The 22,061-nt window shown below is 72.6% G+C and carries 24 protein-coding genes and 1 pseudogene; 14 read left to right on the top strand and 11 right to left on the bottom strand.

Annotated elements, in window-relative coordinates:
* Window positions 1-93: 93 nt before the first annotated feature.
* Window positions 94-891 (bottom strand): 4-hydroxy-tetrahydrodipicolinate reductase, encoded by a 798-nt coding sequence (gene dapB / locus MFF56_RS11660; RefSeq protein ID WP_066924719.1) that lies wholly within the window; start codon window positions 889-891, stop codon window positions 94-96.
* A 113-nt stretch (window positions 892-1,004) separates the two neighbouring features.
* Here dapB and MFF56_RS11655 point away from each other — a divergent pair, with 113 nt between their 5' ends.
* A complete protein-coding gene (locus MFF56_RS11655; protein ID WP_066924717.1) occupies window positions 1,005-2,687 on the top strand; it encodes an ABC transporter permease in 1,683 nt (560 codons plus the stop codon).
* On the opposite strand, the gene MFF56_RS11650 is transcribed toward MFF56_RS11655, so the two are convergent.
* A complete protein-coding gene (locus MFF56_RS11650) occupies window positions 2,684-3,391 on the bottom strand; it encodes a response regulator (protein WP_082773204.1) in 708 nt (235 codons plus the stop codon). The genes MFF56_RS11655 and MFF56_RS11650 overlap by 4 nt on opposite strands.
* Window positions 3,391-3,999 (bottom strand): MarR family winged helix-turn-helix transcriptional regulator, encoded by a 609-nt coding sequence (locus MFF56_RS11645; protein ID WP_373324050.1) that lies wholly within the window; start codon window positions 3,997-3,999, stop codon window positions 3,391-3,393. The genes MFF56_RS11650 and MFF56_RS11645 overlap by 1 nt, the downstream gene beginning before the upstream one ends.
* A gap of 206 nt (window positions 4,000-4,205) precedes the next feature.
* Here MFF56_RS11645 and MFF56_RS11640 point away from each other — a divergent pair, with 206 nt between their 5' ends.
* The 8 genes from MFF56_RS11640 (at window position 4,206) to MFF56_RS11605 (ending at window position 12,240) form a co-directional block, all read left to right on the top strand.
* Window positions 4,206-5,093, top strand: coding sequence for a branched-chain amino acid aminotransferase (locus MFF56_RS11640; protein ID WP_066924714.1), 888 nt, complete (start codon window positions 4,206-4,208; stop codon window positions 5,091-5,093).
* A gap of 90 nt (window positions 5,094-5,183) precedes the next feature.
* On the top strand, window positions 5,184-5,444 hold the full coding sequence (locus tag MFF56_RS11635) for a DUF3072 domain-containing protein (protein ID WP_066924712.1): 261 nt from the start codon (window positions 5,184-5,186) through the stop codon (window positions 5,442-5,444).
* Window positions 5,445-5,667: 223 nt separating this feature from the next.
* Complete coding sequence (locus MFF56_RS11630; protein WP_238230042.1) at window positions 5,668-6,291, top strand: SiaB family protein kinase; 624 nt, start codon at window positions 5,668-5,670, stop codon at window positions 6,289-6,291.
* Window positions 6,292-6,300: 9 nt separating this feature from the next.
* A complete protein-coding gene (locus MFF56_RS11625) occupies window positions 6,301-6,690 on the top strand; it encodes a DUF1987 domain-containing protein (RefSeq protein WP_066923888.1) in 390 nt (129 codons plus the stop codon).
* Window positions 6,690-7,574 carry a GGDEF domain-containing protein gene (locus MFF56_RS11620; protein ID WP_082773126.1) on the top strand — a complete coding sequence of 295 codons (885 nt, stop codon included), beginning with the start codon at window positions 6,690-6,692 and terminating at the stop codon, window positions 7,572-7,574. Before MFF56_RS11625 ends, MFF56_RS11620 begins: the two co-directional genes overlap by 1 nt.
* Window positions 7,575-7,612: 38 nt before the next feature.
* Window positions 7,613-9,280, top strand: coding sequence for a PP2C family protein-serine/threonine phosphatase (locus tag MFF56_RS11615; RefSeq protein WP_238230041.1), 1,668 nt, complete (start codon window positions 7,613-7,615; stop codon window positions 9,278-9,280).
* Between the two features lie 106 nt (window positions 9,281-9,386).
* A complete protein-coding gene (locus MFF56_RS11610; protein WP_238230040.1) occupies window positions 9,387-11,360 on the top strand; it encodes a monovalent cation:proton antiporter-2 (CPA2) family protein in 1,974 nt (657 codons plus the stop codon).
* Between the two features lie 160 nt (window positions 11,361-11,520).
* The gene (locus MFF56_RS11605; protein ID WP_066919187.1) at window positions 11,521-12,240 is read left to right on the top strand and encodes a DUF937 domain-containing protein; all 720 of its coding nucleotides are present in this window, start codon (window positions 11,521-11,523) and stop codon (window positions 12,238-12,240) included.
* A 38-nt stretch (window positions 12,241-12,278) separates the two neighbouring features.
* Here the strand turns inward: MFF56_RS11605 and MFF56_RS11600 are convergent, their stop codons facing one another.
* On the bottom strand, window positions 12,279-12,509 hold the full coding sequence (locus MFF56_RS11600; RefSeq protein ID WP_066919189.1) for a Flp family type IVb pilin: 231 nt from the start codon (window positions 12,507-12,509) through the stop codon (window positions 12,279-12,281).
* A gap of 219 nt (window positions 12,510-12,728) precedes the next feature.
* Here MFF56_RS11600 and ispH point away from each other — a divergent pair, with 219 nt between their 5' ends.
* Together ispH and MFF56_RS11590 are read left to right on the top strand one after the other, a co-directional pair.
* Window positions 12,729-13,736: a 4-hydroxy-3-methylbut-2-enyl diphosphate reductase gene (gene ispH / locus MFF56_RS11595; RefSeq protein ID WP_066919191.1), complete on the top strand. Its 1,008-nt coding sequence runs from the start codon at window positions 12,729-12,731 to the stop codon at window positions 13,734-13,736.
* Window positions 13,737-13,832: 96 nt separating this feature from the next.
* Window positions 13,833-14,798 carry a homoserine kinase gene (locus MFF56_RS11590; RefSeq protein ID WP_066919193.1) on the top strand — a complete coding sequence of 322 codons (966 nt, stop codon included), beginning with the start codon at window positions 13,833-13,835 and terminating at the stop codon, window positions 14,796-14,798.
* A 42-nt stretch (window positions 14,799-14,840) separates the two neighbouring features.
* On the opposite strand, the gene MFF56_RS11585 is transcribed toward MFF56_RS11590, so the two are convergent.
* On the bottom strand, window positions 14,841-15,482 hold the full coding sequence (locus MFF56_RS11585) for a DedA family protein (RefSeq protein ID WP_066919196.1): 642 nt from the start codon (window positions 15,480-15,482) through the stop codon (window positions 14,841-14,843).
* 101 nt (window positions 15,483-15,583) lie between these two features.
* A complete protein-coding gene (locus MFF56_RS11580; RefSeq protein WP_066919198.1) occupies window positions 15,584-16,063 on the bottom strand; it encodes a peroxiredoxin in 480 nt (159 codons plus the stop codon).
* 152 nt (window positions 16,064-16,215) lie between these two features.
* On the opposite strand from MFF56_RS11580, the gene MFF56_RS11575 reads away from it, so the two are divergent.
* The 3 genes and pseudogenes from MFF56_RS11575 (at window position 16,216) to MFF56_RS11565 (ending at window position 19,064) form a co-directional block, all read left to right on the top strand.
* A complete protein-coding gene (locus MFF56_RS11575) occupies window positions 16,216-16,818 on the top strand; it encodes a YqgE/AlgH family protein (protein WP_066919200.1) in 603 nt (200 codons plus the stop codon).
* A gap of 99 nt (window positions 16,819-16,917) precedes the next feature.
* Window positions 16,918-17,141: pseudogene (locus MFF56_RS11570) on the top strand (heavy-metal-associated domain-containing protein).
* Between the two features lie 249 nt (window positions 17,142-17,390).
* The gene (locus MFF56_RS11565) at window positions 17,391-19,064 is read left to right on the top strand and encodes a formate--tetrahydrofolate ligase (RefSeq protein WP_066919202.1); all 1,674 of its coding nucleotides are present in this window, start codon (window positions 17,391-17,393) and stop codon (window positions 19,062-19,064) included.
* A 25-nt stretch (window positions 19,065-19,089) separates the two neighbouring features.
* On the opposite strand, the gene MFF56_RS11560 is transcribed toward MFF56_RS11565, so the two are convergent.
* The 5 genes from MFF56_RS11560 to MFF56_RS11540 all read right to left on the bottom strand — a co-directional run bounded on the left by MFF56_RS11560 (window position 19,090) and on the right by MFF56_RS11540 (window position 21,875).
* On the bottom strand, window positions 19,090-19,443 hold the full coding sequence (locus tag MFF56_RS11560) for a hypothetical protein (protein ID WP_066919204.1): 354 nt from the start codon (window positions 19,441-19,443) through the stop codon (window positions 19,090-19,092).
* Window positions 19,444-19,472: 29 nt separating this feature from the next.
* Window positions 19,473-19,787, bottom strand: a complete 315-nt coding sequence (locus MFF56_RS11555; protein ID WP_066919206.1) for a hypothetical protein — start codon at window positions 19,785-19,787, stop codon at window positions 19,473-19,475.
* A gap of 129 nt (window positions 19,788-19,916) precedes the next feature.
* Entirely contained in the window at window positions 19,917-20,282 is a 366-nt protein-coding gene (locus MFF56_RS11550; RefSeq protein WP_066919208.1) for a response regulator, read from the bottom strand.
* 165 nt (window positions 20,283-20,447) lie between these two features.
* Window positions 20,448-21,017, bottom strand: coding sequence for a hypoxanthine phosphoribosyltransferase (hpt, locus tag MFF56_RS11545; protein ID WP_066919210.1), 570 nt, complete (start codon window positions 21,015-21,017; stop codon window positions 20,448-20,450).
* A 66-nt stretch (window positions 21,018-21,083) separates the two neighbouring features.
* Window positions 21,084-21,875 carry an MJ0042-type zinc finger domain-containing protein gene (locus MFF56_RS11540; protein ID WP_238230039.1) on the bottom strand — a complete coding sequence of 264 codons (792 nt, stop codon included), beginning with the start codon at window positions 21,873-21,875 and terminating at the stop codon, window positions 21,084-21,086.
* Window positions 21,876-22,061 lie beyond the last annotated feature (186 nt).

Below are 22,061 nucleotides of genomic sequence, written 5' to 3'. Positions count from 1 at the left end.
CTTGCCGCCGGGACTGCCCGGCCGTCTGGTCGGGCTACTAGCAGAGCCGGGCCGGCTTACCCAAGCCGGGGGCGGGACCGGATACGGCCCGGCTTACAGCCCGAGCACGTCTGTCATCGTGTAGAGGCCCGGCGGCTTCGGATGGGCCCAGAGCGCGGCTTTCACGGCGCCGCTGGCGAAGAGGGCCCGGTCCTCGGCGTGGTGGCTGATGGTGATGCGCTCGGAGGGGCCGGCGAAGACCACGCTGTGGTCGCCGACCACGCTGCCGCCGCGCAGGGTCGCGAAGCCGATGTCGCCGGGGCGGCGCGGGCCGGTATGGCCGTCGCGGGTCGAGACGCGCACCTCCGCGAGGTCCACGCCGCGCCCCGAGGCCGCCGCCTCGCCGAGGAGCAGCGCCGTGCCCGAGGGGGCGTCGACCTTGTGGCGGTGGTGCATCTCGGCGATCTCGATGTCGAACTCCGCGCCGAGCGAGGCCGCCACCCGGCGCACCAACTCGGCCACGAGGTTGACGCCGAGCGACATGTTGCCCGAGCGCACGATGCGGGCGTGGAAGGCCGCCGCGCGCAGCGCCGCGAGGTCGTCCGCGCCGAGGCCCGTGGTGCCGACCACATGGACGATGCGGGCCTGCGCGGCGAGTTCGGCGTAGAACACGGTGGCGGCGGGCGCCGTGAAGTCGAGCACGCCGTCGGTGGAAGCGAAGGCGGCGAGCGCGTCGTCGGTGACCGGCACGCCCAGCGGGGGCAAGCCGGCCAGGGTGCCGGCGTCCTGCCCGAGGACGTCCGCGCCCGCGCGCTCGATCGCGCCCGACAGGGTGCAGCCCTCGGCCTGCGCGACCGCCCGCACCAGCATCCGTCCCATGCGCCCGCCGGCGCCGACAACCACGAGCCGCATCGCGTTTCCCTCTGAACCGCTGTCGGGTTACAGGCTCGCTCCCGGGCTGCCAAGGCGGGCGATCGGGCCGAGCCGTCGCCCGGGGGGAGAGAGCGGTGCCGCCGAGCGCACAGATGATCGTCGCCGGGACCCCGCCCCTCCGGTCGCGCGCGGCCGCCCTGCTCCTCGGGCTCGCCGCCCTCGCGGTCGCCGCCCTGGTGCTGAGCCCGGTCGCCTCGCTCGCCTACGCGGCGCTCCAGGGCACGGGCGAGCTCTGGCCGCATCTCTGGGCCTACGTGCTGCCCCAGGCCCTGTGGCAGACGGGCGCCCTCCTCCTCGGCGTCGGGTTCGTGGTGACGGTGGTCGGCACGGGCGCGGCGTGGCTGGTGGCGGCCTACGAGTTCCCGGGCCGGCGCCTCCTCGAGATCGGCCTGCTGCTGCCGCTCGCGGTGCCGACCTACATCGTGGCCTACGCCTATCTCGACCTGCTGCACCCGCTGGGGCCGGTGCAGTCGACCCTGCGTGATCTCCTCGGCCTGACGCGCCCGCGCGACCTCGCCTTCCCGGAGATCCGCTCGCTGCCGGGCTGCATCCTGCTGCTGGGCTTCGTGCTCTACCCCTACGTCTACCTGCCGACCCGGGCGCTGTTCCGGATGCAGGCGGCCAACCTGATGGAGGCGGCGCGGACCCTCGGCGGGCGCCCCGCCACGACCTTCCGCCGGGTCGCCCTGCCGCTCGCCCGGCCGGCGATCGCGCTGGGCACGAGCCTCGCGCTGATGGAGGCGCTCAACGACATCGGCGCGGCCGAGTTCCTGGGCGTGCGCACGCTGACGGTGCAGGTCTACGCCACCTGGATCAACCGCTCCGACCTCGCGGGCGCGGCCCAGATCGCCCTGGTGATGCTGGCGCTGGTGATGGTGCTGGTCGCGGCCGAGCGGCGCGCCCGCCGGGGCCGCGGCTTCGCGACCGCGGCGCAGCGCCCGCGCCGGATGGCCCGCCTGCCGCTCTCGCGAGGCGCCGGCCTCGCGGCGCTCGCCCTCGGGTTCCTGCCGGTGGCCTGCGGCTTCCTGATCCCGGCGGGCTTCCTCGGCCACAGTGCCGCCGCCCGCATCCTGCGGAGCGGGATCCCGGAACGTCTGCCGGCCGAGATCGCCAGCACGGTGCTGTATGCGGGCATCGCGACGCTGATCGCCGCCGCCCTCGGCTTCCTGGTGGCGGCGAGCCCGCGGCTGCTCGCCCGCAAGGCCTGGGGACCGGGGCTGATCCGGGTCGCCGGGCTCGGCTACGCGCTGCCCGGCACCATCCTGGCGATCGGGCTGCTCGGCCCGCTCGCGCTCGCGGACGATGCGCTCGCCGATGCGGGCCGGGCGCTGTTCGGCGTGGCGCCGGCGCTGGTCGGGCTCGGCACGGGCGGCGCCCTGGTGACCGCCTACTTGGTGCGCTTCCTCGGCATCGCGGTCGGCACCAGCGAGGCGGGGCTAGCGCGGCTGCCCGGCACCCTGCCGGACGCGAGCCGGCTCCTCGGGCGGGGGCCGCTGGCGACGCTCGGGCGGATCCAGCTGCCGCTCGCCTGGCCGGCGCTGCTCAGCGGGGCGCTCCTCGTCTTCGTCGATTGCGCCAAGGAGCTGCCCGCGACCCTGCTGCTGCGCCCGCTCAACGTCGAGACGCTGGCGACCCACCTCTACGGCGAGGCCGCCCGCGGCACCTACGAGGACGGCACGGTCGCCGCCCTGCTGATCGTGCTGGTGGGGCTGATCCCGGTGGCGCTGCTGCTGCGTGTCGATACGCCGGAGCCGGCAGCCAACGGAGCCGCCTAATCGACCGCCAGCCTGTAGCCGACGCCCCGCACCGTCTGGAGCAGCAGGGGGTTGGCCGGATCGACCTCGATCTTGCGGCGCAGGCGGTTGATCTGCACGTCCACCGCCCGCTCGGCCGCGACGCCCCCGCTGCCGGAGAGCTGCTCGCGCTCGACGTTGCCCCCGCCCGCCGCGGCCAGGATCGTCAGGAGCTCCCGCTCGCGCTCGGTGATGCGGATCACCTCCTCGCCCCGCCGCAGCTCGCCCCGGTCGGCGCGGAACACGAAGGGGCCGAAGCCGACGGGCTCCGCTCCGCCCGCCGGCCGGGCCGCCTGCGACCGGTTGATGATGTTGCTGAGCCGCAGGGTCAGCTCGCGCGGCTCGAAGGGCTTGGGCAGGTAGTCGTCGGCGCCGATCTCCAGCCCCATCACCCGGTCGTTGGTGTTGGAGCGGGCGGTCAGCATCAGGATCGGCACCCGCGAGGTCTCGCGCACGCTGCGGGCGTAGTCGAAGCCGTTCTCGCCCGGCATCATCACGTCGAGCACCAGCGCGTCGAACAGGAGGCTCTGGGCCTTCGCCCGCGCCTCGGCCGCGCTCGCCGCGCTGGTGACGCGGAACCCCTGCTCGGCGAGGTAGCGCGAGAGGAGTTCGCGCAGGCGCCGGTCGTCGTCGACGACGAGCACGTGCGGCGCGGATTCCGGCAGCTCGGGCCGCGCGAGCGCCATCAGGCGGCGTCCTGCCCGAGGACCTTGGCGTCCAGCGGACCGCCCGTCTCGCCGGTCCCCTGGCCGCGCCGCGCCATTAGGCGGCGCACCGCGGCGCGCTCGTCGGGCTCGATCATCGCGAGCAGGAAGGCTTCCGGCGAGGCGCCGGCCGCGCCCGGCATCGCGAGCGCACGGGCGAGACGCCGGGCCTGGACCCGGGTCAGCTCGGCGGCGAGCGTCGCCCCGGTGCCGGAGCAGAACAGCAGGCGCTGGCGCCGGTCGCTCGTGCCGGTGCGCTGCAGGATGTAGCCCTGCTCGATCAGGTCCTTGAGGACGCGGTTGAGGCTCTGCTTGGTGATGCGCAGGATGTCGAGGAGTTCGGCGATCGTCAGACCCGGGTAGCGATCAACGAAGTGCAGCACCCGGTGGTGCGCCCGGCCGAAGCCGTACTGCGCCAGGATCCGGTCGGGGTCGCCGACGAAGTCGCGGTAGGCGAAGAAGAGGAGCTCGATCAGGTCGTCGCTGCTGCAGGCCGTCTCGCGCGGGCTCCCCGCGCCGTGCAGGCCTCCGGCCGGCTCGCCGGCGGCGGCCTCGGCGGTCAGGTTGGCGCGCGGCGGCTCGCGTGTCACGTCTCTGGGGGTCCCGATATAAGTCAGCCTCGTTGACATATTTCAGCCCGGTTGGTACCCGTCAACCCTGCCCGGGCCGACGCGTCGGCCGGCGCGATCGAGTCCCGCGGATTTGTCCCTTGACGGATCCGCCCCACCCGGCGCACCCCGCGTTCCGCCAGACATGCCCGGCCCCCGCGGGGGCCGCCATCAGGAAGACCCTGCCGATGTCCGTCATCCCGTTCGACCAGCGCGAAGGCACCATCTGGTTCGACGGCGCCATGGTGCCGTGGCGGGAGGCGAAGATCCACGTGCTGAGCCACGGTCTCCATTACGGATCGTCGGTGTTCGAGGGCGAGCGCGCCTATGGCGGGCAGATCTTCAAGAGCCTGGAGCACACGCGGCGCCTGCACCGCTCGGCGGAACTCCTCGATTTCAGGATCCCGTTCTCGGTGGACGAGATCGAGGCGGCCAAGCAGCTCGTCCTCAAGACCAGCGGCCTCAAGGACGCGTATCTGCGCCCCGTCGCGTGGCGCGGCTCGGAGATGATGGGCGTCTCGGCCCAGGGCAACACGATCCACCTCGCCATCGCCGCCTGGGAATGGCCGAGCTACTTCGACGCCGCCACCAAGATGAAGGGCATCCGCCTCGACATGGCGGAGTACCGCCGGCCCGATCCCCGCACGGCGCCGTGCGCCTCGAAGGCGGCGGGCCTCTACATGATCTGCACGATCTCGAAGCACCGGGCCGAGAACCGGGGCTACGCCGACGCCCTGATGCTCGACTTCGAGGGCAACGTCGCCGAGTGCACCGGCGCCAACATCTTCTTCGTGCAGGACGGCGTGATCCACACGCCCACCGCCGACCGCTTTCTCAACGGTATCACCCGCCAGACCGTGATCGAGCTGGCCCGCCGCCGGGGCGTCGAGGTGGTCGAGCGCCGCATCCTGCCCGAGGAGATGGCGGGGTTCTCCGAGTGCTTCATCACGGGCTCGGCCGCCGAAGTGACACCGGTCTCCGAGATCGGTCCCTACCGCTTCACCCCGGCCGCGCTCACCAAGACGCTGATGGACGACTACCTCGCCGAGGTGCAGCCGAAGGCCGCGGCCGCCTGAGCGGTTGTCCCCCGCCGGCCCCGGGCCGGCGGGGAACCCGCCCGCGGGGCCCGCGTTGATGGGAACGTTTCAAGAACGAAAGGTTCCCTCATGGCCAAGGCCGCCGCGAAGAACGCCGACACGCACGCCACCGACAGCAACCCGAAGACCGACCCGAAGGACACCTCGAACCAGATCAAGGACCCGGACCAGTGGACCACCGGGGGCGAGCCGATGACGGGCGCGCAGGCCTCCTATCTCAAGACCCTGTCGGAGGAGGCCAAGGAGCCGGAGGCCTTCGACCCGGATCTCGGCAAGGCCGAGGCCTCGAAGCGCATCGACGCCCTGCGCAAGGAAGCCGGCCGCGACTGAGCCCGGGGACGCGCGCCGGCCGGATCCGCGCCGACCGGCGCGCGTCCTCCCGGCGCGCCGACCTACTCTTCGCCCGCGAAGCACAATCTTTGTGCATGATGCCCCGATCATGGGCTTGCAGATCGCCCCCGAAGTCTTGCCCTAGACTTGGACGATACGGCATCACGGCCCCGGAGTACGACTTCACGAGCCCGTCGTAAGACTTCGTTGAGACGTCCGGGCTATGTCTCGGATCCTGTCCGGTCGAGGGCCGAGCCGCATCGGCGCGCTGGCCCCGCTCTCGGAGGGTTCCGTGCTCGCCAACGATTTCCTGTCCTTCCACGAGGCGGCCCGGCGCAACGGGGTGATCCTCTCCTTCGGCGGCGATCTCTCCGAGAGCGTGCTGTTCTCGCTGGGCGAGGTGCTGAAGCTGCGCATGCGCCAGGACGAGACTGACGCGGGCGTGGCCAAGCGCGTGTTCTCGATCTTCGTCGAGCAGGCGCAGAACGTGATCCGCTACTCCGCCGACCGCATCCAGCCCGCGGCCGAGCCGCGGCCCGGCCGGGTCAGCGGCGGGATGATCGTGGTCGGCACCGAGGGGGACCGGTTCTTCGTGGTCTGCGGCAACGAGGTCGGCAGCGCCGAGGTGCCGCGCCTGCGCGAGCGCCTCGACCACCTCTCGGGCCTCACGGGCGAGGAGCTGAAGCGCTTCTACCGCGAGAAGCTGCGTCAGCCCCCGGACGAGGGCAGCCTCGGCGGCAGCATCGGCCTGATCGAGATCGCCCGGCGCTCCAGCGCCCCGGTCGAGTACGACTTCCAGGCGATCGGCGCGGAGCGCAGCCTGTTTTGCCTCAAGGCCTACATCTGAGGCCCGCCGATGACCCGCATCCAGATCGCCGCGACCGAGCGCTCCCCGGAGGTCGATTTCGACTTCGAGACCGGCCGCCTGTCGCTGCGCGGCGAGTCCTATCCGGAGGACGCCGCCGCCTTCTACGGGCCGCTGCTGCAGGCCCTGCGCGGCCACCTCGCGGAGGGAGGGCAGGCCCCGCTCGCCTTCGAGGTCGCGCTCGCCTACTTCAACTCGTCGAGCGCCAAGGCGTTGATGAACCTGTTCATGCCGCTCGAGGACGCCGCCGCCGCGGGCCGTCCCGTCACGATCCGCTGGCTCTATGCCGAGGGCGACGACACGATCGCGGAGGCCGGCGCGGATTTCGCCGCCGACTTCGAGCACGCGGCCTTCGAACTCGCGATGGAGGCGCAGGTCTGATGCCGGGCAGCCGGGCAGCCGCGCTCAGGCGCGCGCAGGAAGCCGTCCAGGGCTCCGTGGGGGGGCCGGCGCGGGATCCGGCGAGGGATCCGGCACAGGACGACGGGTTCAGCCTGTTCGATGCCGAGGAGGCCGTCATCGGCCGCGCCGACGTGATGCTGTCCCGCCTCTCCGAGGTGGCCGACGGCGTGCAGGAACTCGCCGGCGCCTATCGCCGGGGCACCCGCGAGCAGCGCCGCCTCGTGCGGATGAGCGACCGCATGCAGCTCGAGCTGCAGCGGGTGAACCAGCGCATGGCCGAGCAGCAGCGCGAGTTGCAGGCCCTCAACGCGGCGCTCTCGGGCGAGATCGAGCACCGGACCCGCCTGGAGGCGGAGCTGCGCCGCCTCATCGACACCGACCACCTCACGGGCGCGCTGACGCGGCGCCGCTTCCTCGAGGTCGCCGAGCTGGCCTGGCCGCGCGCCGCGGGCGGCGCGTGCCTGCTGATGCTCGACCTCGACCGGTTCAAGCGCATCAACGACGGCCACGGCCACGCGGCGGGCGATGCCGCGCTCGTCGCCTTCGCGGCGACCTGCCGGGGCATCCTGCGCCCGGGCGACGCCTTCGGCCGCACGGGGGGCGAGGAATTCGCCATCCTGCTGCCGGAGACCGGCCCGGATGAGGGACTGGCCCGCGCCGAGGGCCTGCGCCGGGCGGTGGCGGACACGCCTGTGCAGACCGAGCGGGGCGCGCTGTCGATCTCGGTCAGCGTCGGGCTCGCCGCCTGCGCGCCCGGCGAGCCTCTGGCCGGGGCGCTGAAGCGGGCGGACGCCGCTCTCTACGCGGCCAAGAACGGCGGCCGCGACCGGGTCCGGGCCGCCGCCGCGCCCGGGACGGCCTGAGCGCCGCCCCGAACCCCTCCGAGCCGGTCCGAGGATCCATGAGCACCGCCGAGACCTCACCCCCGGCGGCCCGGCGCGGCGGCCTGCGCGGCTCCGGGCCGATGCGCCGCGAGGACCTGCTGGACACGCTGGGCTTCGCCGACGTCGCGGCCGACGTTGCCGGTGCGGACGCGATCATGGCGCCGGGCGCCCTGCGCGGGGCCGCGCGGGGCCGCGACCTCGACAGCCTCACCCGCACGCTGTTCCTGCGGATCTATCCCGTCATCGCCGCCGTGGTGCTGCTGACTCAGGCCGGGATCGCCTGGATCAACCACGCCGACCAGCTCCGCCTCCACGCCGACCGGGCGAACCTGCTGGCCTCGCTGACCGCGAGCGCCCTCGCCCGGCCCGGCTGGGAACGGGCGCCCGAGATCTTCGGGCCCCAGCTCCAGGCGCTCGCCCGGGACCCGGCCTTCCGCTACGCGGTCCTGCGCGACGCGGCGGGCGCCCTCGTCGGCAGCGCGGGCGAGCGGCCGCAGGGGCGGGACTGGAACCGCGTCCAGGTCAGCGCGGAGCTTGCCGGCCCGGGCCTGGCCGCCGGCAGCCTCACAGTGGTGCTCTCCGCCGAGGAGCTGCGCGACAACGCGGAGCGGCAGGCGCTCCTGGCGCTCGGCACCAGCCTCGTGCTGATGCTGGCCTTCGTGGCGACCCTGCAGCGCACCGTGCGCCGCCACGTCGTGGCCCCGCTGCAGCGCCTGCTCGTCGCGATGCGGGCGGTCGAGCACAAGCGCTGGACCGCGGTCGATCTCGGCGGCGCCTACCGCCCGAGCAACGAGATCGACGCGATCTCCCAGGCCTTCAACAGCATGGTCGAGGGCCTGCGCAGCGGCGACGAGGCCAAGCGGCTGCTCCAGGCGCTGGAGACGGCCCACGCGGAGCTCGCCGCGGCCAACCGCCAGGTCGTCGAGAGCATCGGCTACGCCCGCCGCATCCAGGCCTCGGTCCTGCCGGAGCGGGGCGCGCTCGCCGCCTCTGGCGTCGACCTCGCCGTCCTGTACGAGCCGCTGCACCTCGTGGGCGGCGACTATTACTGGCTGGAGGAGATCGACGGCCTCTGCGTGATCGTGGTGGCCGATTGCACCGGCCACGGCGTGCCCGGCGCCTTCCTGACCCTGATCGTCGCCACCGCCCTCGACCGGCTGCTGCACGAGCGCTCCCTGCGCTCGCCCGCCGCGATCCTGGCGGGCCTCGACGCGATGGTGCGCGCCCAGCTCCGCCAGGACGGGCGCGGCGCCGAATCCGACGACGGGCTCGATTGCGGCGTCTGCGTCTTCGATCCCGCCCGGCGCAGCCTGCTCTTCGCGGGTGCGGGCCTCTCGCTCACCACGATCCGGGCGGGCGCGGTCGAGCAGGTTCGCGGCGGGCGGCGCGGCCTCGGCTATCCGCGCACCGGGCGGGAGGCGCCGCCCGAGAGCGACACCCCCGTGCCGGTCGAGCCCGGCACCACCTTCTACCTGATGACCGACGGCGTCACCGATCAGATGGGCGGCGCGCCCGGCGTGCGGCCGAAGCTTCTCGGCCGGCAGGGCGTGGCCGAGCGCCTCCTCGCCCGCGCCGCGGAGGGACTCGACGCGCAGCTCGCCGGGCTGGAGCGGGATCTCGCCGCCTACCGCGGCGGCGAGCTCCGGCGGGACGACATGACCCTGGTGGCCTTCCGGCTGCCCTGAGGCCCCCGCGTGACATACGGCACCCGCTCGGCGCTCGCGCCGGCCGGGCGGGCGGGCTAAGGATCGGGCCGCCATCCGCACCCGAGCCCGAGGTCACCCGCCGGCCATGGCAAGTCCTGCCGAACACGCGAGCTTCCTGCCGCCCGTCCTCACCTTCCTGTCGGCGGCGGTGATCGGCGTCCCGCTGTTCCGGCTGGCCGGGCAGAGCGCGGTGCTGGGCTATCTCGTGGCCGGCGTGCTGATCGGCCCTTCCGGCCTCTCGCTGATCGCCGAGCCCGAGACCGCCGCGAGCGTCGCCGAGATCGGCGTGGTGCTGCTGCTCTTCATCGTCGGGCTGGAGCTGCACCTCTCGCAGCTCGTCTCGATGCGGCGCGACATCTTCGGCCTCGGCACGCTCCAGCTCGCCCTGTGCGCGCTGGTGCTGGGCAGCGCGGGCCTGCTCGCGGGGATCGGCCTCGGCGCGAGCGCGGTGATCGGCATCGCGCTCGCCCTCTCGGCCACCGCGGTGGCGCTGCAGCTCCTGGAGGAGCGCGGCGACCTCGGCACCGCCTACGGCAGCCGCGCCTTCGCGGTGCTGCTCTTCCAGGATCTCGCCGTCGTCGGCATCCTGGCGCTGATGCCGCTGATGGCCTCGGCGGGCGGGGGCGGGAACGCGCCCTGGCTGGGGGACGCCGCGCTCTCCACCGCCAAGGCGCTCGGCGCCATCGTCGCCGTGGTGCTGGTCGGCCGCTACGGCCTCAACCCCTTCTTCCGCCTGCTCGCGGCCTCCGGCGCCCGGGAGGTGATGACGGCCGCCGCCCTCCTCGTGGTGCTCGGCACCGCGCTGATGATGCAGGAGGTAGGCCTCTCGATGGCGATGGGGGCGTTCCTGGCGGGCATCCTCCTCGCCGAGTCGAACTTCCGCCACCAGCTCGAGGCCGATATCGAGCCCTTCCGCGGCATGCTGCTCGGCCTGTTCTTCATGAGCGTGGGCATGTCGATCGACGGCGCCCTGGTGAAGGCGGTCTGGCCGCAGCTCTTCGGCGCGACCGCGGCGGCGATCCTCGTGAAGGTCGCGCTGGTGGCGGCCCTCTTCCGCCTGTTCGGCTCCGGCCCCCTCGATGCGCTGCGGGGCGCCGCCGTGCTGGCGCCGGCCGGCGAGTTCGCCTTCGTGCTGCTGCCGCAGGCGGAGGGGCTGGGGCTGACCGACGCCACCAGCACGCGCTTCGCCGTGGCGCTGGCCGCGCTGACCATGCTGGTCGGGCCCGTGGCCGCCAAGGGCCTCGACAAGGCGCTCGACGCCGTCCGGGCCCGCTCGGGCGATCCCGACCTGCCCGCCACCGACGTGGTCGAGAGCGCCGAGACGCGGGTGCTGGTGATCGGCTTCGGCCGCTTCGGGCAGATCCTGACCCAGGTGCTGCTGGCGGAAGGCATCGCCGTCACGGTGATCGACAAGGATGTCGAGCAGATCCGCTCGGCCTCGCGCTTCGGCTTCCGGATCTACTACGGCGACGGCACCCGCCTCGACGTGCTGCGCGCCGCCGGCATCGGCCGGGCCGAGCTCGTCTGCATCTGCGTGGACGACGCGCAGGCCGCGCTGAAGATCGTCGAGATGGTGCACGAGGAGTTCGAGAGCGTGCGCACCTACGTGCGGGCCTACGACCGCATGCACGCCGTCGAGCTGATGAACCGCGACGTCGACTTCCAGCTCCGCGAGACCTCCGAGTCGGCGCTGCAGTTCGGGCGTGCCACCCTGGAGGGGCTGGGCCTGCCGGCCGAGGCCGCCGCCGCCCGCGTCGAGGACGTGCGCAAGCGCGACGTCGCCCGCCTCGTCCTGCAGCAGGCCGGCGCGCTGCCGGAGGGCAGCGGCTGGCTGCGCGGCAACGCACCCGCCGAGCTGAAGCCCGAGCCCCTGACCGCTCCGCAGCGCCCGGCCCGCGCGCTGAACGCCGAGACGCGGGACATCATCGGCCACGACCGCCGCGAGGCGGCCGAACGCCTGCTGGATCGGCCGGTCCCGGAGGCGGGGACGGACACGGACATCGAGGCCGAGGCCGCGGGCGGGACGGTGCTGGAGCGGGCGGACGGCCGGCGCGAATAGGTGAGGATGACCGCGCTCCCGGCGCGGCGCGATCCGGTTCGGGATCCGCGCGTTCTGGCTATCGGGCGCCCGACAGGGCAGACTTGCCCCTTGGACGGGCGAAGGGCCTCGGGGCGGGGTTCGGCCCGGTTCCGCGTCGGTATCAGTGAGGCCGCAGGCCATGTTCAACCCGATCGACATGCTGCAGGGCCCCGGTGCCGCCGGGATGCAGGGGGTGGCCCAGCAGTTCGGCCTCAGCCCCGAGCAGACCCGCCGCGCCCTCGAAGCCCTGCTGCCGGCCTTCGCGATCGGGCTGCAGCGCACGACGCCGAACGATCCCACGGGCTTCGCCAACATCTTCGGCTCGCCGATGCTGACCCAGGCGGTGCTGCAGCAGGCCTCGCTGACGAGCGGCGTCGGCGCGCAGGTCCTGCGCCAGATGCTGCCGATGATGGCGGGCGCCGTGGTGGCGAGCATCGTCCACATGCTGCTGAACCCGCCGGCCGTGAGCGAGCCGGCCCAGCCGCAACAGGCCGCCGCGGCCTTTCCGGTCAACCAGGCCTGGATCGAGATGATGAAGGCCTTCATGCCGGCCGCCGAGGCACCCCGGCCGCAGGCCCCGCCTTCGGCACGCCCCGGATCCCGCGGAACCCGGACCGAGGCGCGGCCCGCGGGCGCACGGAGCGCGGGTGCCAGACCCGCCGGCGGGCCCGACACGCAGACGGCCGGACAGGATCTCCTGCAGCAGATGCTCCAGACGGGCGCCGAGGTGCAGCAGCAGAACGTGCGGGCGATGCAGGGCCTGTTCGACGCCTTCTGGAGCGAGGCCGGGCGCGCCGCCGGGCAGCCCCCCGCCGCGAAGCCGGCCGGCCGTACCCCACCCAAGCCCGGCGAGGCCTGAGAGCGTTCCGGGAGGGAGCCGGGCCGGCGTGCGGCCGTCTACTGGACCTGCGCGGCGGTCGTACCAATTCGGACGTAGACGTCGTTCATCTTCGAGCCGTAGAGCTTGATCGTCCCGGCCGCGACCGCGAAGATCAGCGCGCCGATCATCGCGTATTCCATCGCCGTGCTGCCGCGCTGGTCGCGCGCGAAGGCCGAGACGGCACGGGTCGTCCGGCCCGGCACGTTGCCGTCCTCCGCTCCGGTCCGCTCTGCTCGGGTCGGCACCATGGAAGTCCGTCTGCGGGCCTGGATGGCCACGTGTGCACGCTAGACGCCACAACCTTGCGGATGCATTAAGGAACCCCCGGGCGATCCGCCGGCCAGCGCTCGATCTGTCGCCCGAGGACCACGCGGCCCGCGCAATCGTGCCCCGCGCCGCGCGCACGGAGGCGGTTTCGAGGGCTCGGCCTGTTGACAGAACGGGCCTGCCCTCGCCACATCCGGGCCATGAGCGCCGACATCCCGAATCCCGACGCCGCGCCCGCGACGGGCCTCAAGCCTCCGCTGGAGATCCTGCTCGCGGCACCGCGCGGCTTCTGCGCCGGCGTGGTGCGCGCCATCGACGTGGTGGAGCGCGCGCTCGCGATCTACGGGCCGCCCGTCTACGTCCGCCACGAGATCGTCCACAACAAGTACGTGGTCGAGAGCCTGAAGCGGAAGGGCGCCGTCTTCGTGCGCGAGCTCGACGAGGTGCCCGACAGCGGCGCGCCCGTGATCTTCTCCGCCCACGGCGTGGCCAAGACCGTGCCGGCCAACGCCGTCGAGCGCGGGCTCACCACCATCGACGCGACCTGCCCGCTGGTGACCAAGGTCCACCGCGAGGCCGAGATCCACCACAAGCGCGGGCGCCACGTCCTGCTCGTCGGCCATTCGGGCCACCCCGAGGTCGTCGGCACGATGGGCCAGTTGCCGAAGGGCTCGATTACGCTGGTCGAGGATCTCGAGCAGATCGCGGCGCTCGAGCCGGAGAACCCGAACAACCTCGCCTGGGTGACGCAGACCACGCTCTCGGTGGACGACACCCGCCACATCGTGGACGCCCTGAAGCAGAAGTTCCCGAACATCACCGGGCCGCACAAGGACGACATCTGCTACGCCACCACTAACCGCCAGGAGGCGGTGAAGCAGATCGCGCCGCTGGTCGACGCGCTGATCGTGGTGGGCTCGTCCAACTCCTCGAACTCGCAGCGCCTGCGCGAGGTCGCCGAGCGCGTCGGCTGCCCGATCACCCGACTGGTGCTGCGCGCCGAGGAGATCGACTGGCCGGCCTTCGAGGGCGTGAAGAAGCTCGGCCTCACCGCCGGCGCCTCGGCGCCCGAGGTGCTGGTCGAGGAGATCATCGACGCCTTCGCGGCCCGCTACGACGTGACCGTCGACACTGTCTCGACGGTGGTCGAGGACATGGTGTTCCCGCTGCCGCGGGAGTTGCGCAGCGAGGCGGCCGCCGCCGAGTAGGCCGGCCCCGAGACCCCCACGGCACGGTGTTTCGAGGGGCGCCCGACTGGCGCCCCTCTTCCGTCCAGGATTCTCCCAACCGAACGAGCGCAGCGCGTGGCCGTCTACACCGAGGTACCCGACGCGGAGCTGAGCGCCTTCCTGGCCGCCTACGAGATCGGCACCCTGCTCTCCTACAAGGGCATCGCCGAGGGGGTCGAGAACACCAACTTCTTCCTGCACACCACGAGCGGCAACTTCATCCTCACCCTCTACGAGAAGCGGGTGAACGAGGGGGACCTGCCCTTCTTCCTTAACCTGATGGACCACCTCGCCCGCCGCGGGCTCGCCTGCCCGCAGCCGGTGCGCAACCGCGACGGGCAGGCGCTCGGCCGCCTCTGCGGCCGGCCGGCAGTGATCGTGACCTTCCTGGAAGGCGTCTCCGTCAAGGCGCCCGGCGTCGATCATTGCGCGGCGCTCGGCCGGGCGCTCGCCGAGCTGCACGCGGCGGGCAGCGACTTCGGCATGAGCCGCGCCAACAGCCTCTCGGTCGGGGCCTGGGGACCGCTCTTCGCGCAGGCCGAGGGCCAGGCCGACGGGGTCTCGTCGGGCCTCTCCGAACGCACCCGCGCCGACCTCGCGCTCCTCGAGGCGTCCTGGCCGGCCGGGCTGCCCGGCGGGGTGATCCACGCCGACCTCTTCACCGACAACGTGTTCTTCATCGGCGACGCGCTGTCGGGCCTGATCGACTTCTACTTCGCCTGCACGGACGCCTTCGCGTACGACCTCGCGATCTGCCTCAACGCGTGGTGCTTCGAGGATGCGGGCCGGATCTTCCGGCGGGACATGGCCGCGGCGCTGATCGCCGGCTACGAGGCGGTGCGCCCGCTGGAACCCGCCGAGGTCGCGGCCCTGCCGGTCCTCGCCCGCGGGGCGGCGCTCCGCTTTATGCTGACCCGCCTGGTCGACTGGCTCAACGTGCCGCCCGGCGCCCTGGTCCAGCCAAAAGACCCGCGCGAGTACGACCGGCGCCTCGCCTTCCACCGGCAGGCCCGCGACGCGCGCGACTACGGCCGCGCCTGAGATCGGGGGGACGCGGCCCCTTCCGCGTCTTCCCTCCCACCGTCAGGCGAGCGGCCCTGGGATCGCGGCCTCGGCCTCAGCCCGCAGCCGCGTCTCGTGCCGGCGCACGAACAGCCAGAGCGCGAGGCCGCCGAAGATCACCCCGGCGAGCAGCGCGAGGCCGACCGGGCCGGCGACCTTCTCGATCGAGCGCCCGCACAGGTACGAGCCCAGCCCCATCGCGGCCGCCCAGATCACGCCGCCGAGCCCGTTGAACAGCATGAAGCGGCGCGCATCGAGCCGGTTCACGCCGGCGAGCACCGCCGCGTAGGCGCGCAGCATGGCGGTGAAGCGGCCGAAGAACACGATCTTGCCGCCGTGCTCCCGGAACAGGTACTGGCCGAGCTTGAGCCGGCCGTGGTCGAGGGCGATCAGGTGGCCGTAGCGCAGCAGCAGCGGCATGCCCCAGCGGCGGCCCGCCCAGTAGCCGAGGTTGTCGCCGAGGATCGCCGCCGAGGCGGCCGCCAGGACGATCAGGCCGATGTTGAGCTGGCCCGTGCTGCCCGCGTAGACCGCCGAGGAGATCAGCGCGGTCTCTCCAGGCATCGGCACGCCCGCGCTCTCCAGGGTGATGATCGCGAAGATCGCGAGGTAGCCGTAGCTCGCGATCAGATCCGCGATCGGCAGATCGTGAAGGAAGGACACGCGTTCGGATCCCGTTCGGTTGCGATTCAACCGGACGTCGCGATCCGAACGTGGCCTTTCGAGGGCGGACCGGGGCGACGGCGCGTCCCGGGCATCCGGCCTCAGATCACCTTGAGGAGAGCCTCGGCGCCGGACGCTTCCGCCTTGGAGGGCGATTCCTCGACGTTGAGCACCCGGACCACGCCGTCCTCGACGAGCGCCGCGTAGCGCTTCGAGCGGATGCCGAGGCCGAAGCCGGTGCCGTCCATCTCCAGGCCGATCGCCTTGGCGAAGTCCCCGTTGCCGTCGGCCAGGAACTCAATGCCCTCGGCGCCGCTGGCCTTGGCCCAGGCGTCGAGCACGAAGACGTCGTTGACCGAGGTCACGGCGATCGCGTCCACGCCGCGCGCCAGGATCGCGTCGCGGTGGGTGACGAAGCCCGGCAGGTGGTTGCGGTGGCAGCTCGGCGTGAAGGCGCCCGGCACGCCGACCAGCACGACGCGGCGGCCCTTGAACACGTCGTCCGTGGTCTTGGCCGCGGGGCCGTCCGGGCCGCTCACGCGGAAAGTCGCCTGGGGCAGGTGATCGCCGACCTGAATCATCGCCGTCTCCGTCGTCTCGAAACTGCCACGCTTGCGCGGTTCGCGCTTGAACTAGGGCCGGGGGCCGGCCCTGTCGAGCCACGGCCCCCTTCCCCGGCGCGTCGCGCGTTTTGTCCGCTGGACAAAGGTCGGGCGGGGCGTAGCATGGCGCCATGCAGATGCCTCCGTCCGGCGCCCCCTCCTATCTCGACGGCCAGTTCCTGGTGGCGATGCCCGGGATGAGCGACGAGCGCTTCGCCCGCTCGGTGATCTACGTCTGCGCCCACTCGGCCGACGGGGCGATGGGCATCATCGTCAACAAGCCGGTCACCGACCTCTCGATGCCCGACCTCCTGCTGCAGCTCGACGTGGCGCAGGAAGCCGACGCGATCCGCCTGCGCGAGCGCGTCGGCCACATGCCGGTGCTGATGGGCGGGCCGGTCGAGGGGCGGCGCGGCTTCGTGCTGCACACCGACGACTTCCACATCGACCAGTCCACGCTGATCATCGACGAAGGCATCTGCCTCACCGCCACCGTCGAGATCCTGCGCGCCATCGCGAGCGGGGCGGGCCCGGCGAGCGCGGTGCTGGCGCTGGGCTACGCGGGCTGGCAGGCGGGCCAACTCGAGAGCGAGATCATGGCCAACGGCTGGCTCAACTGCCCGGCCGACCCGACCCTGATCTTCAACACCGATCTCGACGCCAAGTACGAGCGGGCGCTGCGCGGCATCGGCATCGACCCGGCCATGCTCTCTGGCAGCGTCGGCCGCGCCTGAGGCTCCGCCTCCGCGCACCTGGCCGCCGCGGGCCCGCGGTCCGACATACCGTCTCGACAGAGAGGGATGCGCCCTGCATCCCGCCGACCGGAGTACCGCATGAACGAGCGTACCGACCTGCTGATGCGCGTCGAGGGCATGACCTGCGAGGGTTGTGCCGAGGCGGTGCGGCGCACGGTCTGCCGGCTCGACCCGGAGGCCGCCGTCGAAGTCGATCGCCCGGGCGAGCGCGTCGCGATCCGGACGAGCGCCCAGAGCCTCGCCTCGCGATCGCGGAGGCGCTCGGCAAGGCCGGCTACACCGCGACCGCGATGACGGGCTGAGCCCGCAAAGGCTTCTTCGCCACCCGCCCGATCACGAAAGATATTTTGTGGGCTCGTCGAAAAATTTCGACGGGCTTTTCACCTTGGCTTGCCGCTAAACTACCGGGATAGCGCGTTGATCGGGCCCGGCTCGGGCCAGGTCGCGCCGCGCCCGCACGGCAAAAGCCGGCGGGGATCCCGTGCGGAACGCGACGGACGCCGTGACGGGCGCCCTGCGGCGCGGCCCGCACCACTCAGGGTGAGGAAACCATGCCGTCAGACATCGAGATCGCTCGCGCCGCCACCCTGAAGCCGATCGCCGCGGTGGCGGAGACGCTCGGCATCCCGGACGAGGCCCTGCACAATTACGGCAAGCACATCGCCAAGCTCGACCACGGCTTCATCGCCGGCCTTGAGGGGCGGCCCGAGGGCAAGCTCGTGCTCGTCACCGCGATCTCGCCGACGCCCGCGGGCGAGGGCAAGACCACCACGACGGTGGGCCTCGGCGACGCGCTGAACCGGATCGGCCAGAAGACCATGATCTGCCTTCGCGAGCCCTCGCTCGGCCCCTGCTTCGGCATGAAGGGAGGCGCGGCCGGCGGCGGCAAGGCGCAGGTCGTGCCGATGGAGCAGATCAACCTGCACTTCACCGGCGACTTCCACGCCATCACCTCGGCCCACAGCCTCGCGGCGGCGCTGATCGACAACCACGTCTACTGGGCCAACGAGCTCAACATCGACGTGCGCCGCATCTTCTGGCGCCGCGTTGTGGACATGAACGACCGCGCGCTGCGCCAGATCACGCAGTCGCTTGGCGGCGTCGCCAACGGCTTCCCCCGCGAGGATGGCTTCGACATCACGGTGGCGTCCGAGGTGATGGCGGTGTTCTGCCTCGCCAAGAATCTGGAGGACCTGGAAGAGCGCCTCGGCCGCATCGTCATCGCCGAGACCCGCGACCGCAAGCTCGTCACGCTGAAGGACGTGAAGGCCACGGGCGCCATGACCGTGCTCCTGAAGGATGCGCTGCAGCCGAACCTCGTGCAGACCCTGGAGGGCAACCCGGCCCTCATCCACGGCGGCCCCTTCGCCAACATCGCGCACGGCTGCAACTCGGTGATCGCGACGCGCGCCGGCCTGCGGCTCGCCGACTACACGGTGACGGAAGCGGGCTTCGGCGCCGATCTCGGGGCCGAGAAATTCCTCGACATCAAGTGCCGGCAGGCCGGCATCAGCCCCTCGGCGGTGGTGATCGTCGCCACCGTGCGCGCCCTCAAGATGCACGGCGGCGTCAACAAGAAGGACCTCGGGGGCGAGAACATCGAGGCCCTGGAGCGGGGCTTCGCCAACCTCGCCCGGCACGTCACCAACGTGCGCAATTTCGGTCTGCCGGTGGTGGTGGCAGTCAACCACTTCTACGCCGACACCGACGCGGAGCACGCCCGGCTGCGGGAGCTGTGCGGCGAGCGCCTCGGCGTCGAGGCCATCACCTGCAAGCACTGGGCGGAGGGCGGCGCGGGCGCCGAGGCCCTGGCCCAGGCGGTGGTGCGGCTCGCCGAGGGCGGTGCCCAGCCGATCACCTACACGTACGAGACCGAATCGAAGCTCACCGACAAGATCAAGGCGATCGCGACCAAGCTCTACGGCGCGGCCGACATCCAGATCGAGTCGAAGGCCGCCCAGAAGCTCGCCGCCTTCGAGGCCGAGGGCTACGGCCACCTGCCGGTCTGCATGGCCAAGACGCAGTACTCGTTCTCGACCGATCCCACCCTGATCGGCGCGCCGGACGGGCACATCGTCGGGGTGCGCGACGTGCGGCTCTCGGCCGGCGCCGGCTTCGTGGTGGTGATCTGCGGGGAGATCATGACGATGCCGGGCCTGCCCAAGGTTCCGGCCGCCGACACGATCCGCCTCGACGCGAACGGGCAGATCGACGGGCTGTTCTGAGGCGCGGGAGCCCGCGGCCCGGGCCCTACCGGCCCGAGCCGCGGATCAGCATCTTGACCCGCTGGTCCGCCCGCTCGAGGCGCTCGGCGATGCCGCGGCGGGTGCATTTCTCGATCGTGTCGCCCGCGTAGAGCCCGTAGTCCCGCGCCTTCTCGCGGCAGGCGCTGAGCGGCGGCCAGACCACGATCACGGTCAGGAACAGGGCCAGCCCGAGCACGTCGATGGCGAGCCACGCCTTCCAGCCGAGCTTGCCGCGGCCGCCCTCCCCCGGTCTCAGGGCGCCGCGACGCCGCCGGGCATTCGGGCCGCCGCTTCGCGCGAGCCGCGCATCCAAGCGGTCGGCCTCCCCGGCCTGGACGTGGGACGGCGATGTCTGCATGTCGGATCCCCCCGATGCGATGCTGGCGTTCAGTCGATGACGCGGCGGATCAGCCTGAGGCCGTCACCGAGCGAGACGGCGCTCTCGACGATCTGGCCACGCGCGCAGACGCCGGCGTGGACGATCTGGCCGAGCCCGGTCCCGCCTCCCGAGCGGCAATCGGCGAGGGCGTAGCCGTAGAGAAAGATCCCGAGCGGCGTCAGGAAGACGGCGAGCTTCAGCAGCCCGAACAGGCGCGAGAGGACGCCGCGGCGCGGGGGCTCGTCGTACCCGTCGTCGTACCAATCCGCGTCGTCCTGCCGATGAGGACGACGGCCGAACTCGGGGTGCGCGTGGGGCGTCATGGTCGTGCGAGCCGTCGCAGATCGGCGGATCCCGTCCGCCGAAAACTACCCTAGGTCGCCCAATATGAAAATCGGCCTAACCGCGGTGCTTAAGCGGCCGTTAAGGCGCAGCCCGCGACGCGCGCCGCCTCAGGCGGAGAGCGCCCGGTTCACGGTGGTGCGCAGATCGGCCAGCGAGAAGGGCTTCGTCAGCACGTCCGTGACGATGGCGTCGAGGCCGCGGGCGCGCTCGCGCTGGTCGGCGAAGCCCGTCATCAGCAGGATGGTCAGGTCGGGAAAGTCGCGCTTGGCCGCGAGCGCCAGGGCGATGCCGTCCATCAGCGGCATGCGGATGTCGGTGAGCAGGAGGTCGAAGGCGCCGTCGGCCTCGTTCAGCCGGTCGAGCCCGTCGCTGCCGTCGATCGCCGTGACGACGGTGTGGCCGTCGATCTCCAGGCCCCGCTTCAGGAAGCCCCGGACCGTCTCTTCGTCATCCACGAGCAGGATGCGCGCCATGTCAGTTCGCTGCCGTCCTGTCGCGAGGGCCGCCCGTCCGGCGACGGCACGGAGTCACCGAGGGATACGCCGCGCGCGAGCGCGGTGGGCGGGTGGCCTGCAAGATCCGGTCCGTAGCTGAGAATGCCGCGCTTGTGCCGCGGTTCCATCCGGGTGCGCCCACGCTCAGCCGCCGTCGAACAGGTCGGGATCGGTGCTGTCGAAATCCACCAGCCCGACGAAGGGCAGCTGCCGGAAGGCGTGGGCGGCGTCCATGCCGTAGCCCACCACGAACACGTCCGGGCAGGTGAAGCCGACGAAGTCCGCGTCCATCGTCACCGCCCGCTTGCCGGGCTTCTCCAGGAGCACCGCGGTCAGCACGCGGCGCGCGCCGCGCGCCATGAGCAGGTCCTTGGCGAAGACCAGGGTGCGGCCCGATTCCAGGATGTCGTCGACGAGGAGCACGTCGCGGCCCCGCACCTCGCTCTGCACGTCGCGCAGGATCTCGACCTGGCCCGACGAGACCGTGCCGGTGCGGTAGCTCGACAGGTGGACGAACTCGACATGGGGGGCGAGCCCGACATGGTGCAGCGCCCGCAGGAGGTCGGCCGCGAACATGAAGCTGCCCTTGAGCACCGCGACCACCAGCAGGTTCTCGGGCTTGGCGGCCACGATCGCCTCGGCGATCTCCGCGTTGCGCCGGGCGATGGCGGCTTCGTCGAACAGGACGCGCACGCGTCGTGAGGCTTCGGTCATGCGCCCGTTAGACCATCTTTTCGCGGACGCTTCCACGGGTGCGCCCGCGAAAAGCGGTGCTCCGCCTCACGGTTGGGCGGATTTCCCCATCGCGGATGCCGACGCCCGTGCGGCCGGCCCGGCCGCGAACCGGATCTGCAGCCCGCGTCCCTGCGCGGGCGGATCGGTGAGGTTCGCGTGGAAGCGGGCGCGCTCGCCCTGCCCGAGCGCGGCGCGGGGCGGGGCGACGGCGAAGCTGCGCAGGGTCAGGCCGCCCGCGTCCAGCACCTCGACCGTGAGCGGCGGCACCGGCACCGTCCCGCGGGCGAGCCCGACGAGGTCGCCCTCCAGCACCAGCTCGGCCGGCCGGCCCGCCTCCGCGGGGTTGCGGAAGGCCACCACGTCGCGGATCTCCAGCCCGCGCAGGTTCACCGGCAGGCCGATCCCCGCATAGAGCGCGGCGCTCTGCGGCACCGCCTGCACCACCGCCGTGCGGGCGAGGCAGGCGAGCGGCAGCACGGCGGCGAGCACCAGCCCGGCGGCGAGCGCGGGGGAGAGGCGCGGCAGCCCGCGCCGCGCCGTCCGGCGCGGCTTCGCCCCTCCGCGCCGGGCCTTCGCGGCGGGTGCGGGCGGCACGTTCTCGACGACGTCCGCGCCGACCGCCTCGCGCACCGCCGCGGAGGCCTCCTGCCAGTCCGCCGCCGTGGGCGCGTCGGCCTCCGCCTCCGCCAGTTCCTCGGCGTGCGCGGCCAGCACCTCGGCGGGCGTGATGAACCAGGTCTCGCGGCAGGCGGCGCAGCGGACCGAGCGCCCCTCCATGCCGACCCGGCCGGTCTCGACCCGGTAGCTGCTGGCGCAGGTGGGACAGGTGATCAGCATCGGAGGGTGATCAGCATGGCGGTCCTCACGCGGGCACTCGGGCGCCGTGCCGGAACGCGGCACGAAACGCTTAACCCAGTGTCAGCGAACGCGGTTAAGCTCCGGTGAAGCGCCGCGGGCTTGAAAACGCCGCTCCGGGATTCCATCCCGGTCCGGAACTCCCGAAACCGGCGTCCCGCGAGGTTG

Origin of the sequence: Methylobacterium hispanicum (assembly GCF_022179285.1) — a bacterium.
In the GTDB taxonomy this organism is placed as follows: domain Bacteria; phylum Pseudomonadota; class Alphaproteobacteria; order Rhizobiales; family Beijerinckiaceae; genus Methylobacterium; species Methylobacterium hispanicum.
Note: the sequence above shows the minus strand (reverse complement) of the source record. Positions and strands in the feature narration are given on the sequence as shown.

Bases quoted from the DNA above. Each gene is read 5' to 3' on its own strand.
- MFF56_RS11610 (WP_238230040.1), top strand. From the start codon at position 9,387: ATGGCAAGTCCTGCCGAACACGCGAGCTTCCTGCCGCCCGTCCTCACC.
- hpt (WP_066919210.1), bottom strand. From the start codon at position 21,017: ATGACCGAAGCCTCACGACGCGTGCGCGTCCTGTTCGACGAAGCCGCC.
- MFF56_RS11540 (WP_238230039.1), bottom strand. From the start codon at position 21,875: ATGCTGATCACCTGTCCCACCTGCGCCAGCAGCTACCGGGTCGAGACC.
- MFF56_RS11565 (WP_066919202.1), top strand. From the start codon at position 17,391: ATGCCGTCAGACATCGAGATCGCTCGCGCCGCCACCCTGAAGCCGATC.
- MFF56_RS11555 (WP_066919206.1), bottom strand. From the start codon at position 19,787: ATGACGCCCCACGCGCACCCCGAGTTCGGCCGTCGTCCTCATCGGCAG.
- dapB (WP_066924719.1), bottom strand. From the start codon at position 891: ATGCGGCTCGTGGTTGTCGGCGCCGGCGGGCGCATGGGACGGATGCTG.
- MFF56_RS11580 (WP_066919198.1), bottom strand. From the start codon at position 16,063: ATGATTCAGGTCGGCGATCACCTGCCCCAGGCGACTTTCCGCGTGAGC.
- MFF56_RS11625 (WP_066923888.1), top strand. From the start codon at position 6,301: ATGACCCGCATCCAGATCGCCGCGACCGAGCGCTCCCCGGAGGTCGAT.
- MFF56_RS11655 (WP_066924717.1), top strand. From the start codon at position 1,005: ATGATCGTCGCCGGGACCCCGCCCCTCCGGTCGCGCGCGGCCGCCCTG.
- MFF56_RS11635 (WP_066924712.1), top strand. From the start codon at position 5,184: ATGGCCAAGGCCGCCGCGAAGAACGCCGACACGCACGCCACCGACAGC.
- MFF56_RS11575 (WP_066919200.1), top strand. From the start codon at position 16,216: ATGCAGATGCCTCCGTCCGGCGCCCCCTCCTATCTCGACGGCCAGTTC.
- MFF56_RS11640 (WP_066924714.1), top strand. From the start codon at position 4,206: ATGTCCGTCATCCCGTTCGACCAGCGCGAAGGCACCATCTGGTTCGAC.
- ispH (WP_066919191.1), top strand. From the start codon at position 12,729: ATGAGCGCCGACATCCCGAATCCCGACGCCGCGCCCGCGACGGGCCTC.
- MFF56_RS11605 (WP_066919187.1), top strand. From the start codon at position 11,521: ATGTTCAACCCGATCGACATGCTGCAGGGCCCCGGTGCCGCCGGGATG.
- MFF56_RS11550 (WP_066919208.1), bottom strand. From the start codon at position 20,282: ATGGCGCGCATCCTGCTCGTGGATGACGAAGAGACGGTCCGGGGCTTC.
- MFF56_RS11650 (WP_082773204.1), bottom strand. From the start codon at position 3,391: ATGGCGCTCGCGCGGCCCGAGCTGCCGGAATCCGCGCCGCACGTGCTC.
- MFF56_RS11630 (WP_238230042.1), top strand. From the start codon at position 5,668: ATGTCTCGGATCCTGTCCGGTCGAGGGCCGAGCCGCATCGGCGCGCTG.
- MFF56_RS11620 (WP_082773126.1), top strand. From the start codon at position 6,690: ATGCCGGGCAGCCGGGCAGCCGCGCTCAGGCGCGCGCAGGAAGCCGTC.
- MFF56_RS11560 (WP_066919204.1), bottom strand. From the start codon at position 19,443: ATGCAGACATCGCCGTCCCACGTCCAGGCCGGGGAGGCCGACCGCTTG.
- MFF56_RS11600 (WP_066919189.1), bottom strand. From the start codon at position 12,509: ATGGTGCCGACCCGAGCAGAGCGGACCGGAGCGGAGGACGGCAACGTG.
- MFF56_RS11615 (WP_238230041.1), top strand. From the start codon at position 7,613: ATGAGCACCGCCGAGACCTCACCCCCGGCGGCCCGGCGCGGCGGCCTG.